Source organism: Pseudomonas sp. Teo4 (genome assembly GCF_034387475.1).
Lineage (GTDB): Bacteria > Pseudomonadota > Gammaproteobacteria > Pseudomonadales > Pseudomonadaceae > Aquipseudomonas.
The window spans coordinates 3,195,122-3,210,262 of record NZ_JAXCIL010000001.1; the positions used below are offsets into that span (position 1 = coordinate 3,195,122).

At 62.8% G+C, this 15,141-nt stretch carries 13 protein-coding genes; all 13 read right to left on the reverse strand.

Going from position 1 to position 15,141, the window contains the following annotated elements; translation table 11 throughout:
- Positions 1–54 precede the first annotated feature (54 nt).
- The 13 genes from PspTeo4_RS14310 to PspTeo4_RS14370 all read right to left on the reverse strand — a co-directional run bounded on the left by PspTeo4_RS14310 (position 55) and on the right by PspTeo4_RS14370 (position 15,136).
- Entirely contained in the window at positions 55–909 is an 855-nt protein-coding gene (locus PspTeo4_RS14310) for a flagellin domain-containing protein (protein WP_322364462.1), read from the reverse strand.
- Between the two features lie 217 nt (positions 910–1,126).
- Positions 1,127–1,375: a hypothetical protein gene (locus PspTeo4_RS14315; protein WP_322364463.1), complete on the reverse strand. Its 249-nt coding sequence runs from the start codon at positions 1,373–1,375 to the stop codon at positions 1,127–1,129.
- Positions 1,372–2,664 (reverse strand): motility associated factor glycosyltransferase family protein, encoded by a 1,293-nt coding sequence (locus PspTeo4_RS14320; RefSeq protein WP_322364464.1) that lies wholly within the window; start codon positions 2,662–2,664, stop codon positions 1,372–1,374. Before PspTeo4_RS14320 ends, PspTeo4_RS14315 begins: the two co-directional genes overlap by 4 nt.
- 53 nt (positions 2,665–2,717) lie before the next feature.
- Positions 2,718–3,662 carry a ketoacyl-ACP synthase III gene (locus PspTeo4_RS14325; protein WP_322364465.1) on the reverse strand — a complete coding sequence of 315 codons (945 nt, stop codon included), beginning with the start codon at positions 3,660–3,662 and terminating at the stop codon, positions 2,718–2,720.
- Positions 3,663–3,933: 271 nt separating this feature from the next.
- A complete protein-coding gene (gene pseI, locus PspTeo4_RS14330; RefSeq protein WP_322364466.1) occupies positions 3,934–4,986 on the reverse strand; it encodes a pseudaminic acid synthase in 1,053 nt (350 codons plus the stop codon).
- Positions 4,987–4,989: 3 nt separating this feature from the next.
- Positions 4,990–6,465, reverse strand: a complete 1,476-nt coding sequence (pseG, locus tag PspTeo4_RS14335; RefSeq protein ID WP_322364467.1) for a UDP-2,4-diacetamido-2,4,6-trideoxy-beta-L-altropyranose hydrolase — start codon at positions 6,463–6,465, stop codon at positions 4,990–4,992.
- Positions 6,462–7,187, reverse strand: coding sequence for a pseudaminic acid cytidylyltransferase (pseF, locus tag PspTeo4_RS14340; RefSeq protein WP_322364468.1), 726 nt, complete (start codon positions 7,185–7,187; stop codon positions 6,462–6,464). Before pseF ends, pseG begins: the two co-directional genes overlap by 4 nt.
- Positions 7,180–8,361, reverse strand: a complete 1,182-nt coding sequence (gene pseC, locus PspTeo4_RS14345) for a UDP-4-amino-4,6-dideoxy-N-acetyl-beta-L-altrosamine transaminase (RefSeq protein ID WP_322364469.1) — start codon at positions 8,359–8,361, stop codon at positions 7,180–7,182. The genes pseF and pseC overlap by 8 nt, the downstream gene beginning before the upstream one ends.
- On the reverse strand, positions 8,358–9,359 hold the full coding sequence (pseB, locus tag PspTeo4_RS14350) for a UDP-N-acetylglucosamine 4,6-dehydratase (inverting) (protein WP_322364471.1): 1,002 nt from the start codon (positions 9,357–9,359) through the stop codon (positions 8,358–8,360). Before pseB ends, pseC begins: the two co-directional genes overlap by 4 nt.
- Positions 9,360–9,504: 145 nt before the next feature.
- Positions 9,505–12,408 carry a TIGR00180 family glycosyltransferase gene (locus PspTeo4_RS14355; protein ID WP_322364472.1) on the reverse strand — a complete coding sequence of 968 codons (2,904 nt, stop codon included), beginning with the start codon at positions 12,406–12,408 and terminating at the stop codon, positions 9,505–9,507.
- Between the two features lie 54 nt (positions 12,409–12,462).
- Positions 12,463–13,197: a cephalosporin hydroxylase family protein gene (locus PspTeo4_RS14360; protein ID WP_322364473.1), complete on the reverse strand. Its 735-nt coding sequence runs from the start codon at positions 13,195–13,197 to the stop codon at positions 12,463–12,465.
- 6 nt (positions 13,198–13,203) lie between these two features.
- On the reverse strand, positions 13,204–14,289 hold the full coding sequence (locus PspTeo4_RS14365) for a class I SAM-dependent methyltransferase (protein WP_322364475.1): 1,086 nt from the start codon (positions 14,287–14,289) through the stop codon (positions 13,204–13,206).
- On the reverse strand, positions 14,279–15,136 hold the full coding sequence (locus PspTeo4_RS14370; RefSeq protein WP_322364867.1) for an NAD(P)-dependent oxidoreductase: 858 nt from the start codon (positions 15,134–15,136) through the stop codon (positions 14,279–14,281). The genes PspTeo4_RS14365 and PspTeo4_RS14370 overlap by 11 nt, the downstream gene beginning before the upstream one ends.
- Positions 15,137–15,141: the final 5 nt, after the last annotated feature.

Here is a 15,141-nt window from a genome sequence, read left to right on the forward strand (position 1 = left end):
AAGTAAAAAGCGAGAGAGTGCGTATACACCCTCTCGCCGAACTTCATCGCGCTATTACTGAAGCAGTTTCAGTACGGCGGATGGCAGCTGGTTGGCCTGAGCCAGAACTGCGGTCGAAGCTTGCTGCAGAGTTTGCTGCTTGGTCAGCTGAGCGGTTTCTGCGGCGAAGTCGGTGTCCTGAACACGGCCCAAGGCGGAAGACGAGTTCTCGTTCATGCTCTGCAGGTTGTTGATGGTGGACTGGAAGCGGTTCTGGATAGCACCCAGTTCCGACTTCTTGTCATCCACTTTCTGCAGTGCGGCGTCGATCGCAGTGATTGCACCGTCAACGGCGGTGTGCACTGCGGAGTCGGAAGTACCCGAGATCGCCAGAGCACCGGTACCAACAGCCAGGGCGGTAGCCGCGAAGCTGGAGGTCATCGAAACGCTCAGAATCTGGCTGGTACCGGTCATGGCACCGACCTGGAACTCCATGGTGCCAGCGGTGCCGTTCAGCAGTTGCTTGCTGGTGCCGTAGGTGGTGGAGGTAGCGATACGGGTGATTTCGTCGGACTTGGCAGCGAACTCTTTGTTCAGAGCGGCGCGTTCAGTGGTACCGTTCGAGTCGTTACGCGCTTGCAGAGCCAGCTCACGCATACGCTGCAGGATGTTGGTGATTTCCGACAGAGCGCCTTCAGCGGTCTGGGTGATCGAGTTACCGTCGTTGGCGTTCTTGATGGCAACGGTGGTACCGGTAACCATGGTCTGCAGCTTGTTGGCGATCTGCTGACCAGCGGCGTCGTCTTTGGCGCTGTTGATACGCAGGCCCGAGGACAGACGAGTCATCGAGGTGCTCAGAGCGTCGGAAGCTTTGTTCAGGTTCTTCTGCACGCCCAGCGAAGTGGTGTTGGTGTTTACGGTTAATGCCATGACGAATTCCTCGTTGGATGGATACTGCGGCTTCCGGCCCTGGCATCCGCCGGGTGTGGCCTAGAGAACCTTCGTAATGGTTATCGTCGGGTTTGCAAGTTGCTTTAGGGGTTTTCCAAAAAAAAATGCCATCACCGCGCCACCCCTTGCAAACCGGGCCCTCCAGCCCAACCCCTCACCATCCCGCGCACCAACACTGTGTGACGCACTTCACACTTCAGTTCGAAGACGCCTGTTCGATCAAATGCAGCAACTCGTATTCGAGATAGTCGGCCAGCGCCAGCCAGTCCTGGCGCTGCTGCGCATCGAGCATGGCCTGCAAAACCACCGCCCCCGCCTGGGGTTCGACCTGCGGCAATACGGCGTCGAATAGCTCGACCATCCGCAACGCCCCCTCCACATCCCGCCCGAGACGAAACAACGCGGCGCATTCACGGGCCGCAACCCATTGAGTGGCGGCAGTCATGCGCAGAACTCCGGATCAAAGGTAGTGCCGGCGATTTGCGCGCCCGCCCGACTGGTGTTGTGGAAGTGCACCTGAGGATGGCGCGCAATGAAACGCTCCAGCTCGATCAAATATCCCCGGAAGTTCAGCTGAGTGCGCACCCGCTGGCCATGGCCGTCCAACACCCAATGTCGCGCCGCCGAGATTGCAGGGCCGAGCACGCCATCATCCCAACCGGTGTGGGTACGGTCGCCCGGGAAGGCGAAATCGGCGCCGAACAGGGTAATGCACCCTGCCCCCATCTTCACCGCCAGGTCCACCGCCGGGTGAATCACGCTGCCGCCGACGAACAACTCGGCACGCGGTATCGCTTCACGCACCTGGGCATACAACGCGCTGGCGGAATAGGCGCTGTAACGCGGCCCACGCCAGCAACCGAGAAGCTCTACATCCAGCATCGGCATGTATACCAGGGTGGTCGCCGCCGAATCTTCCGGTGGCAGGTGATGGAGGCGAATCTTGTGGTCGACACTGACCACGATGTCGGGCCGGATTCCGGCGCGCAGCAGTGGCAGGTAAGCGGTGTCGACACAGATGAACAGCGGCCGCTCGGCCTGGGCTCGGACCTTTGCCAAGGCCGGCAGATGCCCGGCCAAGGTCGGACCGGTGGCGATCACGTAGCAGTCACGCCCCGCCTGGCTACCGAACAACGCGGCCACATCAGGATCCTGACGCAGAAGCGGCAAGCTGTCTTCGAGTAGCTTCTGCAGGCGCGAGTCAGCCACATCGAAGGCGCGATTGTTGTCCGTCAGATGGACTTCACTGATCAGCCGGTCGCGGATCTTCGCATTGAAGTCATCGGCCAGCACCAACTCGGATGGCAAGGCGAAGAACGGCAGGGTGATGTCCGCACTGTCGCCAGCGTAAGCCAGCTCGACCCGTGGATCGGCCAGCCAGTCGGACTGATCGAGCAGTTGCAACACCAGCTGGAACAGGGCGCCATTGAGCAGGTACACCTGCAGTCGGACAAGGCCCGGCCGCTCCAGCAGTACGCGCTGCACGTCACCCAGGCCGGTGCCATAGAGATGGAGGATGGAACTGTCCGCGGGCAGGCTTGCCGCCTGCTGACGCGCTTCGGCTAGCCGGTCGTGGCGACTGGTGAGCTGAATGCCGGACACACTCAGTGTCGACCCCAGCCCTTCCACCAACTCGACCTCGAGCGCTTCACCCGTTTCACCTTGCAGGCGCTCGAACAACACCGGCCAGCGGGCCTGCAGCACTTCAGCGTTACGCTGGAAAAACTCGCTCATGGGTTGAGCTTCCCTTGCCTGCGAAACGCTGAAGATTACCCTAATGGCAGCGCTTATTCAGCCTTGTAGAGAATCGCCGAACCCCACGACAGGCCGACACCGAAGCCGCTGATGGCCACCCGCTTCCAGGCGCTGTCGAACATGTGCTTCTGCAGCAGCAGCGGAACGCTCGAAGACACGGTATTACCGGTCTCCAGCATGTCCTTGACGAACTTGTCGACCTGGGATTTTTCCGGGTCTTCTTCGAAGCGTCGCGCCACGGCATCGACGATCGCCGCGCTGCCCTGGTGGATGCAGAAGGCATCGATATCGCTGTTCTGCAGCCCTGACTCGCCCAGCAGTTCATGCAGGTGCGCCGGCACCTTGATCAGGGCGAAGTTGAAGACCTGACGACCGTTCATGTAGAACTCGCCATCGGTGACCTTCAGGTGTGGCGCGCCGCCACCATCGGTACCGAACTTCGCCTTGCCCAGTTGCCAGGTGGCACCCTCGCCCATCCAGGTAGCGGTGGCGGCGTCACCGAACAGCATGGTGGTGTTGCGGTCTTCCGGGTTGACGATCTTGGAGTACGGGTCAGCAGTTACCAGCAAGCCGTTCTTCAGGCCCGCGGCTTCCATGAAGCCCTTGAGCGCATAGATACCGTAGACATAGCCAGAGCAGCCCAGGGAAATGTCGAAAGCCGCGACATGGGTCGGCAGGCCGAGCTTGTGCTGAACGATGGCCGCAGTGTGAGGCAGGCCTTCCTCGTCACCGTTCTGGGTGACGACGATCAGCGCGTCAATGGATTCGCGCTTGAGGTCAGGGTTGGCGGCGAACAGGTTGTTGACCGCTTCGACACACAGGTCGGAAGTTTCTTGCTCGTCATCCTTGCGTGGCAGGAAGCTCGCGCCGATCTTGCCGAACATGAACTCTTCGTCCTTGCCGAATTTCGCGCCTTGCACATAGTTGTCCAGGCCGGCAGCGGGCACATAGCTCGCGATGCTTTTAATGCCGATCATCATGGCTTCCCAATAAAAAACAGCTCAATACCGCCGCCCGGATGGCTGGGGCGACGCCTGAAAAACGGGATCCACCACCCGGTCGATTGGGCGGCAGGCGAGGCTGGCAGACGGTAAAAACCTGCCAGCCCCATTAACGGTTACAGAGGGAGATGCCCGCTCTGACCGATAGGTCACGAATATTTCGTGACAATCGCATATTTTGCCCAGCCTCGTCACCTCGGCAATGAGCTTGCGAACGTGCAACTTTAGGCAAACCTGGCGCCTGCGATCAGTCGATCAGCGGCCAGTCCAGCGCCGTACCGCGCTTGAGCGGGTGCCGGGCCTTGCGCCCGAGCACCGCGTCGAGATGGCCCGGAGCCAGCCCCAGGCCCGGGCGAATGGCGCGCACATTGGTCCGATCGAAAACTTCGCCGACAGCCATGTCGCGCACAACATACAGCGAGCGACGAAAACGCCGCGAAGCCTCTTCGGCCGGGGTCGCGCCATAGTGCACCCGCCCCAGCGACTGCCAGGCACGTTCGGTCTCCAGCACCAGCGCGGCCATTTCCCGAGGTTCCAGGGAGAACGCAGCATCCACGCCGCCGTCGGCACGGTCGAGGGTGAAATGCTTCTCCACCATCGTAGCCCCCAGGGCCACCGCCGCCACCGCCACACCGACACCCATCGAGTGATCCGACAGCCCGACCTGGCAACCGAACAGCTCTTGCATGTGCGGGATGGTCAGCACGTTGCTGTTTTGCGGGCTGGCTGGGTAGGTGCTGGTGCATTTGAGCAGCACCAGGTCACGGCAACCCGCCTCCCGCGCCACGTGCACGGTGCGTTCAAGCTCCGCGAGACTGGCCATGCCGGTGGAGATGATCATCGGCTTGCCAGTGGCCGCCACCTTGCGAATCAGCGGCAAGTCGGTGTTCTCGAAGCTGGCGATCTTGTAGGCCGGTACCTCCAGGCTTTCCAGAAAATCCACCGAGGTTTCGTCGAACGGCGTAGAGAAGACCAGCATGCCCAGTTCACGGGCGCGCTCGAAGATCGGTCGGTGCCACTCCCAGGGGGTATGCGCCTTTTCGTACAGCGCATAGAGCGATGATCCATCCCAGAGGCTGTTCGGGTCCGCGATGAAGAACTCGCCATGGGCCAGGTCCAGGGTCATGGTGTCGGCGGTGTAGGTCTGCAGCTTGAGCGCATGGGCACCAGCAGCAGCCGCCGCCTCGACGATTTCCAGGGCGCGCGCCAACGACTGGTTGTGATTGCCGCTCATTTCCGCGATCACCAGCGGAGGCTGGTCCGGGCCGACACGGCGATGCCCGATGTTGAAACTGTTCATGGGCTACTCCTCGAAAACCCGCTCGAACGAGCACGGCGACTGAACGAAGCCGGCACCCGCGAATAATTGCAATGACGCCTGGTTGTCGGGCAACACCTGGGCCTCGATCGCCCGCAGGTCCGGCCACCGCTCACGAACGAAGGCTTCACCACGGGCAAGCAGCGCCCTGCCCCAACCCAGGCCGAAACGCCCACTGAAGAGGTACAACGACACTCGCGCACGCTGCCCGGGCAAGCGGTCGTAACGCACGCTGCCCACCGGCCCGTCGGTCGCTTCAGCGATCAGCAGCAGGCGCTGCGGATCGGCCAGTGTCGCTGCCAGCCAGGCTTGGTGAGCCGGCCAGTCCAGCGCCTGCGCTTGCTGTGAGCGACGCCGCACCTCGGGTGCATTGCGCCCGTCGAACAACAACCGCGCATCCTCGATACGGGCCAGGCGTAATGCAAGCCCCTCCCCCAGCAAGGCGACCGCTACCCGTTGCGCCCCCCGACCGTCGACCAGCGCACGACTGCGTTCGGCGAAACACTGGCGCAGGGCCTGGTTGTCGAGCAGCAAGGCAATCGCCTGGCGCAGCGTCGCCACCTCGACCTGCCCAGCCTCGCCCAGGTACAGGTGCATGCCTGCCCGCGCCATGGCCTCAGCATTGGCCCGCTGGTTCTCAGCCACACTCACACACAGGCTCGGCAAGCCCAGCGCGGCGCGCTCCCAGGTAGTGCCGCCACCGGCACCGATGAACAGGTCCGCAGCAGCCATTCGCGCCGGCAAGTCGTCGACATAGTCATGCAGTTCCCAGCCCGCCTGCGCATCGCATAGCTGGCCTAGCAACTCGCGTTGCGGGTGCCTGAGGCCGGCGATGCAGGTCACCTGCACACCCTCCAGCTCCGACAGCGCGCGTAGGGTTCTGGGCAACATGCCAGCCACATCGAAGCCGCCGAAACTGACCAGCACTCTGCGTGCCTGTTGCGCAAGCGAAATCGCAGCCGCCTGGAACGCTGGGCGGACCAGCGCGTAGCGTGGCCCAAGCAAGCGCCGGCATGCTGGCGTCAGCAGCGGCGCGTAGAGCGCCTCGTTGGCAATGAAATTCTGATCCAGCAGCAAGTCGGCCGCATGGGCACGGTCACCCAGGTCATCGATGACCGCGACGCGCTGGGCAAACGCCCGGGCCGCCTGTTCCCAGCGGGCATCCAGGGCGTAGTGGTCGACGATCACCCAGTCGAACTCAGCGTGCGCCGGCAGCACCTCACGCAGCGCGGCGATATCCGCCGACCAGCGTTCGATACCTGGCGCTTCCTGGGGTTGCGGCCAAGCAAAGACCTCGAAGCCCTCTTGCTCGATGGCGACGCGACGATGACCGTCAAGCAGGCAACAGGCAAAGCTGACTTGCGCCCCCAGCTCACGCAGGGCGTGAGCCAACGCCAGGCAACGCGCTGCGTGACCGACGCCGATGGATGAGGAGGCGTCAGCCCGCACCAGCACCTTCATGAATCCAGCTCCCCGCCAGCCTTCAGCGCGGCATACAGGTACTGCGCACGCAACCAGTCGTCCTCGGTATCGATGTCCTGAACCAGATGCCGGGGGATGATCACCGGCAGGCTGCGTTCGGAATACAGCACCTCGTTTTCCAACCAGGCCTGGACCCGACCCCAGTAGAACTGGCCGGCGTCCTGATAGGCCGGCTCCAGGTCCTGGGAGCGGGTTTCACGGAATTGCGGATACAGGGGTTCCAGCGCCCCCTGGGCGTCCAGCGTCAACGCCCGCTGGACGGGGAAGCCGAAACTGCTGACCGAAAAGGCGAACGACCGCTCTGGGTGTTGCTGCAACAACGCCAATCCCTCTTGCAAGTAGCGCTGCTGCACGAATGGCGCAGTGGCATACAGGCAACAGGCATGGGTCAGGACATGGCCCTGGCCAGCCAGGGTCTGCAGCGCATGGCTAACCACGGCATGGGTGGTCGTGTGGTCGTCGGCCAGGTGCGCCGGCCGACGAAACGGTACCTGGGCGCCATACTCCAGTGCTATCGCTTCGATTTCCGGATCGTCGGTGCTGACCACCACCTGCTCGAACAGGCCACTGGCGATCGCGGTGCGGATCGAGTGGGCAATGATCGGCAGACCGGCGAAGCTCTTGAGGTTCTTGCGCGGGATCCGCTTGCTACCACCGCGGGCCGGTATGATCGCGACGTTGCCTTTCAGCTGCTCAGTCATCTGCGCCGCCTACCGACAGTTCCAGCAAACGACGCAGACTTTCGACCACATGATCCTGCTGGGCATCGGTCAGGTCTGGGTACATCGGCAGGCTCAAGGCCTCTGCATAGTAGCTTTCGGCCTGTGGGAAGTCCCCTTGGTTGAAACCCAGGTCGCGGTAATAGGGCTGCAGGTGAATGGGGATGTAATGCAGGTTGACCCCGACTCCCGCAGCGCGCATCCCATCGAACACCTCGCGGTGAGAGCGCGGTATACGATCGCGCTGCAGGCGCACCACGAACAGGTGCCAGGCGGACTCGGCGTCCTTCTGAGGCGCCTGGACACTGACGGGCAGGTGCGCCAGCAGGCGCTGATAACGAGCCGCCAACTCGCGGCGACGTTCGAGGAACGCATCCAGTCGCGTCAACTGAGAAAGGCCCAGGGCAGCTTGCAGGTCGGTGATGCGGTAATTGAACCCCAGCTCAAGTTGCTGGTAGTACCAGGCGCCATGGCTCTCATCGGTCATCTGGCCGGCGTCTCGGGTGATCCCGTGACTGCGCAGCAAGCGCAAGCGTTGCTCCAGGTCTGCACGATTGGTAAGGACCATGCCGCCTTCGGCGGTAGTGATGATCTTCACCGGGTGGAAGCTGAACACCGTCATGTCGGCGAATTCGCCACAGCCGACCGGAGCGCCTGCATAGTGCGCGCCGACCGCGTGGGCTGCATCCTCGATCAGCGTGAAGCCGTACTGCCGGGCCAGCGCCGCAATCGAACGCATGTCGGCGCTCTGCCCGGCGAACGCCACGGCAACGACCACCTTGGGCAGGCGCCCGTCTCGGGCAGCCTGCTCCAGTTTCACTGCAAGCGCTTCGGCATCGATCGTCCAGGTATGCGCATCGATGTCGACGAAGTCGACGCCGGCCCCGCAGTAGCGCCCGCAGTTGGCCGACGCGACGAAACTGATGGGACTGGTCCACAGCCAGTCTCCTTCCCCCAGGCCGGCGGCGAGGCAAGCCAGGTGCAGCCCGGCGGTGGCGTTGCACACCGCCACCCCGTATTGCGCACCACAGCGCTGGGCGATGGCCTGCTCGAAGCGCTCGATCATCGGCCCCTGGGTTAGCCAGTCGGACTGCAGCACTTCGACGACCGCGGCGATGTCAGCCTGGTCGATGTTCTGCCAACCGTAGGGAATCATGCTGGCAATCCCGCATGCAGGTCCGTCAGCTGGTCCACGGTGAGGAAGGCGGGGTTGGTATCGGAACGGTACTCGAAATCTTCAGCCACCCAGCGGCCGGTTTCACCGACGCGGTCGACCGCGAAATCGACATCGGTATGGTTGAAGCGGATCGATGGAACGATGGTGAAATGATCGCCAAACTCCAGAGTCATCCGCGCATCGTCCAGCGGGATCATCAACTCGTGCAGTTTCTCTCCCGGACGGATGCCGACCACGTTCTGCGGCAAGTGACCGGCCATGCCACTGGCCAGGTCGACGATGCGGATGGACGGGATCTTGGGCACGAACACTTCACCGCCGTGCATGCGGGCAAAGCTGTCGAGCACAAACTGCACGCCATGGTCGAGGGTGATCCAGAAACGCGTCATGCGTGGGTCGGTGATCGGCAGCTCACGGGCGCCCTCTTCGATCAGGCGCTTGAAGAACGGCACGACCGAGCCCCGCGAACCTGCAACGTTGCCATAGCGAACCACAGCAAAACGGGTGTCCTGCTGCCCGGCAAAGTTGTTGGCGGCCACGAACAGCTTGTCGGACAGCAGCTTGGTCGCACCATACAGATTGATCGGGCTGGCGGCCTTGTCGGTGGACAGCGCAACGACCTTCTGCACACCGTTCTCGATCGCCGCGGCAATGATGTTCTCGGCACCATTGACGTTGGTGCGGATGCACTCGGTGGGGTTGTACTCGGCAGCGGGTACATGCTTGAGCGCAGCAGCATGGACGACATAGTCGATGCCACGCATGGCCTGGCGCACACGCTCGGCATCACGCACATCGCCCAGGAAGTAGCGCATGCACGGCGCATTGAAGCGCTGCTGCATCTCGTACTGCTTCAGTTCGTCACGGGAGAACACCACGACGCGCCGCGGCCGGTAGCGCTCAAGCAGCCGCTCGATGAAGCGGCGCCCGAACGACCCGGTTCCCCCGGAAATGAAAATGGACTTGTCGTCGAACATACCTGGATCCTAGGGTCGGCGCCGTCAGCTGACGATGGCGCCCGGTTGCAGTGTCAGGCCGGGCGCACAGCGTACATATTTCTGACTCGCGCCCCCTTTGATCCAGCTCGAAGCAAGATGCAGGCCAGCCCCAAGGGGCACCGGCTCAGCCGATAAGGCCAGCCCAGTCCAGCGCCGCCTTGCCGGGGGCCAGGTCCACCCCTTGGGCGGCGCCCTGCCACTGCGCCGACCATTTGGCGCGCAAGGCCGCCAGTGCAGCTTCGTCCTTGGCGACAGCGCCGGGATGAATCACCTGCACCTGCGGTGTCCACACCGTCAACAGCCCGGCGGCGGCGGCTTTCAGGCACAGATCGACATCACCATGGGCATGAGCGAAAGTCATTTCGTCCAGGCCTTCCAAGGCTCGGAACACTTCACTACGGACCATCAGGCAGCTCGCCGAGACCGCCAGGCAGTTCTGCTCGACTACCAGGCGATTCAAGTAGCCCACGGCATCTGCGGCCTCACCGGCGAAGGCTGGTTCAACCTGGCCTTCAACACCCGGCAGCAGGCCGGCCTGGGCAAGCTTGCCGTCGGTATTCAGCAGCTTGCCACCAACCACGCCGACCTCCGGACGCTGCGCCTGGTTCAACAGGGCCTCGATCCAGTTGGCATTGACCACTTCGGCATCCGCCGCCAGCAACACCAGGTACTCGCCCTTGGCCTCGGCACTGGCCGCGTTGCACAGGGCCGCCGGGCTCAGACGCTCGGCACTTTGCAGCACACGCACCTTGCCAGCCCCCTGTTGCTGCTGTGCCAGCCACTCCAGCAACGCTGGCGACTGGCTGGCGTTGTCGGCGATCAGCACCTCGTAACGCAGGTAGCGGGTGCGCTGCAGAACGCTCTCCAGGCAACGCTTGAGGTCGGCGAGGTTGTCCTGGCTCTGCAGCACGATGCTCACCAGCGGCCGCTCGATGTGGCGGTAGTCGATACGCAGCGTTCCAGCCGTCGGGGCGCTGACCTGGGCCTTGTAGCCGCGGGTCGACAGATGCCGGGTCAGGGTCTGACGCGCATGCTCGCTGTCACCGGCTTGCGGCGTCGGAGTGATCAGCAGTGGCTCGTCGAGATGGGCCAGACCATTGAGCCCACCCTGCTCGATCAGCCTAAGCAGCAGATCGAACTCCAGGGCATTGCTGTACTGGCTGTCAAAGCCACCGGCCTCCACCAACGCCTCGCGGCGTAGCAGCCAATGACGCGCCATCAGCACCGGGTTGCTCTGCAGCAGGTCCAGGTTGACCCCTGGACGCAGCAGTTCACGCCAGGCGCCATTGGCCTGTTGCTGGATCTCGTCCACCGCGACCGCTCGGCAACCAGGCGCATTGAGCAACTCGAGGCTGGCACGCAACAAACCGGTGGCGGTGAAGCGATCACCAGCCTCGGCAAGCAGCAGCCATTCGCAGGACGTCTGCCGGGCAATCTGATTGATCCGCTCGACGTAGTCTTCACGGGTGACCTTGATGAAATGCAGGGTGTTCTGCAGCGAGGTGGCCATCGGCGGCTCGCCTGTGGTGAACACCATGATCCGGAACGCCTTGCTCAAGCCACCCAGCAAGCTGTCGAAGGTGTCCTGCAGCTTGGCCACATCGTTGTCCAAATCCAGCAACAGGATGCCGAATTGCGGACCACCCTGATGCAGCGCCAGGTGCTCGTCGATTGCCGCAAGGGCCGCAGCGTCGGGCTTGCGCGCTTCCAGCCAATCGAGCAGGCGCCCCGAGCGCATGTTGCCAAGCAGCTCGCGACCAGACTGTTTCGATACCTGTAGCAGGCGCGTCAGCCAGACCGACAACGCCTCGGCATCTTCCGCCTCACCAACGTCGCGCAATTGTGTGGCCAGTTGCTGCACCGCATTACGGTTGAAGCCGTTGTATTCCACTGCCTTCCACAGACGTTCCTTGAGGGTAGCCGGGGTGTCGTCGCCATGCACCTGGAGCATCAACTCCTGACGCAGCAACACACCTTCAAGCTGCTCCAACTGCAAACGCCCTGCCGGCATGGCGTGAATCAGGAACTCCAGCTCGGTCAATCGATCGAAGAACGCCTGGTTATAAAACGGCATTTCCACGTATTGCGACGGTTGGAAGGCGCGCACTGGCGGTTTCGATGGACCGACCCAGTTCGAGGTCCACACTAACTCCAAGGTGAGCGCCTTGCGCTGGAACAGGCTCTGGGCCATAGCCGCAAAACTGTTCAGGGCGTGCTGGCGCAACGCATCCCGCCCCAGCCCTTCGATGGCCGTCGGCAGGCCGGCGAGGAAGTCGGCGAACGCTTCGCGACCGGCCACCGACTTGGCATCCGTGAAGCTGAGCGCGTGGATCACCTCAGTCTTGTGTTCGGAGCTGCCGTAGTTGGCCTCGCGTACGGCGTACGGAATCGGCAGGATCCGTGCCTTGGCATTGGCCAACAGGAAGTACACATGGCCAATCTCCTGCCATTCGAAGCTGGTGCCCTCGGGCAGCAATTCGAACCAGCGGCGCAGCAGTGCGGTACGGGTGACAGCGAAGAACGGTGGGATGAACTCGCCCATATAGTCCATCACGCGCTGTTCGGCGCGCAGATGGCCATAGTCCTCGCCAACCTTCTTGTCCCGACGGTAGTAGCTGACACGGGTGGCTTCGGCCAGGTACATCATGCTGTAACCGTGGCACATGCCGTAGTCTGGATTGGCGTCGAGGAAGTCCAGCGCCTGGTTCAGGCCGTCGTGCAACAGGAAGTCATCGTCGGCGGCGAAGGCCATGTACGGCGTACGCACCAGGTTCACGCCATAGGTCAGCTTGGCCTGGAACCCCATGTACGAGAACTGCGACAGGTGCAGGTACTCGACCCCGGGGAACTGCGCAGCGATTGCCGCGGCAGACTCAGTGGAAGAGTCGAGCACGAGGATCGAGCACGGGTAGCTGCTGTAGTACTGCAACGTCCGGCGCAGGAACGCCGGACGGTTGTGCGTCATCAATACCAGCGTGAACCGCTCGCGCAGCGTGGCTGCCTGGTCTGCTGCGAAATTGCCTTGCATAGTCTTCACCACCATTGGCGTTGCCGCCTAAGAAATCGAACTCTGTTGAATGTCTCAGCGAACTCGGCGCAGGTAGCCATCCGGTGCCACGGTGACCAGCAACTTGTTCTGCAGCTGATAGTCGATCTCGAAGCTGTCGTTGCTCTTGAGGTATTCCCAGACCGCGGTTTTCGGGTTGTCGCCATGGCCCCACGGACGATCCGGGAAGAAGTCGGCCGGCATGTCCTCGACCACGGTGTCCATCACCACGCAGTAGCTGCCCACGGCCACCAGCGGTGCGTACAGCTCGAGCTCCTTGAGCACATGCTCGTGCGTGTGGTTGGAGTCGAGCACGAGGATGACCTTCTTGCCTTCGGCAATGGCCTTGACCTGCTCGGCGATGCCGGCGTCGATGCTCGAGCCTTCGATCATGCGTACGCGCTTGCTCATCGGGTGCGCCTCGATGGCTTCGCGGTTGTGCGGGCGGATGTCGATGTCGATGCCCAGCACTTCGCCATGGCCCTGCAGCTCCAGCAGGGAGGCGTAGTAGAGGATCGAACCACCGTGGGCGATGCCGCACTCGATGATCAGGTCCGGTTTGACCTGCCAGACGATCTCCTGCATCGCCATCATGTCCTGGGGCAACTGGATGATCGGCCGGCCCATCCACGAGAAGTGGTAGGTGTACTTGTGCTCGGCCGACTTGTTGAAGAAGTCGCGGGAGAGTTTTTGCAGCTCTTTGTCTTCACCCTGGGCGGCAATTTGCGCTTTGCATTCGGCTTCGAAGGCTTGGATAGGCGTGTCAGTCATTGTGCTTCACTCGGTTGGCAGGTCAGTGAAATCGGCGCTGTCGACGGCGTGATAGACGAAGCGGTCGTCGGTCATGCGGCGGATTTCTTCGAGGTAGTTGGAATTCATCACGAACAGCTGCGCGCCCTCCGGCAGGGCCGCGAGCGCCTCCTGTGGCGAGGACACCCGGGCGCCGCTCAGGGGCAGGTAGCGGCCTTGCTTGGCCGGGTTGATGTCGATCACCCGGTCCACCGGCGCACCGGCGCGCTGCAGGAACAGCGAATAGATCACGCCCTTGGACGAGGCGCCCCAGATCGCCGAACCGCTCTGGCCATCACGCTGCACGATGCGCACGGCGCGCTCCAGGCTGGCACTGAAGTCGGCAGGAAGTGTCAGCTGTGGCGTAGGCTCAATATCGGTACGCAGGCTGGCAAGGTCAGCCACGATGTACAGGTACTGGCCGTCGAACAGATGGCCAGCCTCGGCGACCGTGCCGAACAGGCGGCGCAGGTCAGCCAGGCGGAAGTAGTTGACGTGCTCGTAGAACAGGTCGAACCAGGCCTTGTGCTCGATGATCCAGTCCAGGCACGGCACTTCGATGTAGATCTGCCCTGCCCCACCGTTGGCCTCGGCAATCGCGATCAAAAAGGCCACCGGGTCTTCGATATGTTCGAGTACATGGCGCAGCACGATGGCATCGGCCGAGCGGTTCAGCTCACGGGTGAACGGGGCCTTGACCACATCCGGATTATCGCCTTCGTAAGCCGGGTCGATGCCGGTGACGGCATAGCCGCGTTCGCGCAGCAACTCCAGGAACCAGCCCTTGCCACAACCGACTTCGATCAGGCTCTGGCCTTTGAAGTAGCGGGCGATCACGCCCTCGACATCATCCAGGTGGCGTTGGAAACGCACCGAGTGGGCCTGCTCGTTCTGGTAGTCGCTGTCGTAGCTGAGCTTGTCTGCGCTGAAGGCGTCGTTGTAGACCAGGCCGGTGCGGCTATCCTGCACGAGGCGCATCTCGGCACTGGCCGAGGCGCGCGCCGACTCGGCATCGGCGAACGTGCGGTTCTGCAGCACCGGCAGGCCAGTGGCGCGGTATAACTCATGCTTCATCACAAGCTCCCAGCTGGGCCCGCAGCCGGCGGGCGTCGCCCCAGAACGCCATGGGTTCGTGGGCTGGATAAGGGTAATGCCCCAAGTTCAGCGCGATGCGCGCGCCGCGGCTGGCGATATGGGTTTCGACCAGCTTGCGTACCGATATCGGCTGACCGCTGCAGCAGTTGACCACACCGCTGAATTCACCCTGGCCGAGCAGGTCGGCCAAGTAGCCGACGGCGGTTTCGATGGGTAGGAAATCACGCAGTTGTTCGCCACCCGACATATCGAAGCGCGGCTGGCCGTCATCGATAGCCCGGTCCAGCGCCGCCAGCAAACTGTTGGGGTTCTGGCCTTCACCGTACAGGTAGAACAGCCGCACCCATTGCAAGGCGAACGGATGCTGGCGGGCCAGGCTTTCCAGGAATAGCCGCAGGCTGTGCTTGGCCAGCCCGTAGGGGTTGGCCGGCTGGCACGTCAACGATTCGTCCAGCGCGCCATTGCGCAGGCCATACTCGAAACAGGTACCGGTGACCTGAACCCGGGTAACCCCGCTTTGAACCACTCGCTGGATGAAGCCATAGTCGGCCATCAGGTTGTGTTCGAAGTGGAACAGCCCCTGGTAGTTCGGCAACCCGGGCCAGGCCAGGTGCACCAGTGCATCGACACCGTCGCACAGCGTGTCGATAGACAGCTGTGGGTCATGGATATCGGCGCGAACGAACTCGACCTGGTCGAACCACGGCATCGCCTGGGCAGGCTCCAGCCGCCGCGCCACCGCACGCACCTGGTGCCCCCGTGCCAGCAGCGCGCCGACCAGATGCCGGCCGACAAAACCGGTGGCTCCGGTGACCAGCACTTTCAAGGCAG

What these genes read in the sequence shown, in the direction of transcription:
- PspTeo4_RS14310 (WP_322364462.1), bottom strand. Translation starts at nt 909, where the DNA reads ATGGCATTAACCGTAAACACCAACACCACTTCGCTGGGCGTGCAGAAG.
- PspTeo4_RS14315 (WP_322364463.1), bottom strand. Translation starts at nt 1,375, where the DNA reads ATGACTGCCGCCACTCAATGGGTTGCGGCCCGTGAATGCGCCGCGTTG.
- PspTeo4_RS14320 (WP_322364464.1), bottom strand. Translation starts at nt 2,664, where the DNA reads ATGAGCGAGTTTTTCCAGCGTAACGCTGAAGTGCTGCAGGCCCGCTGG.
- PspTeo4_RS14325 (WP_322364465.1), bottom strand. Translation starts at nt 3,662, where the DNA reads ATGATCGGCATTAAAAGCATCGCGAGCTATGTGCCCGCTGCCGGCCTG.
- pseI (WP_322364466.1), bottom strand. Translation starts at nt 4,986, where the DNA reads ATGAACAGTTTCAACATCGGGCATCGCCGTGTCGGCCCGGACCAGCCT.
- pseG (WP_322364467.1), bottom strand. Translation starts at nt 6,465, where the DNA reads ATGAAGGTGCTGGTGCGGGCTGACGCCTCCTCATCCATCGGCGTCGGT.
- pseF (WP_322364468.1), bottom strand. Translation starts at nt 7,187, where the DNA reads ATGACTGAGCAGCTGAAAGGCAACGTCGCGATCATACCGGCCCGCGGT.
- pseC (WP_322364469.1), bottom strand. Translation starts at nt 8,361, where the DNA reads ATGATTCCCTACGGTTGGCAGAACATCGACCAGGCTGACATCGCCGCG.
- pseB (WP_322364471.1), bottom strand. Translation starts at nt 9,359, where the DNA reads ATGTTCGACGACAAGTCCATTTTCATTTCCGGGGGAACCGGGTCGTTC.
- PspTeo4_RS14355 (WP_322364472.1), bottom strand. Translation starts at nt 12,408, where the DNA reads ATGCAAGGCAATTTCGCAGCAGACCAGGCAGCCACGCTGCGCGAGCGG.
- PspTeo4_RS14360 (WP_322364473.1), bottom strand. Translation starts at nt 13,197, where the DNA reads ATGACTGACACGCCTATCCAAGCCTTCGAAGCCGAATGCAAAGCGCAA.
- PspTeo4_RS14365 (WP_322364475.1), bottom strand. Translation starts at nt 14,289, where the DNA reads ATGAAGCATGAGTTATACCGCGCCACTGGCCTGCCGGTGCTGCAGAAC.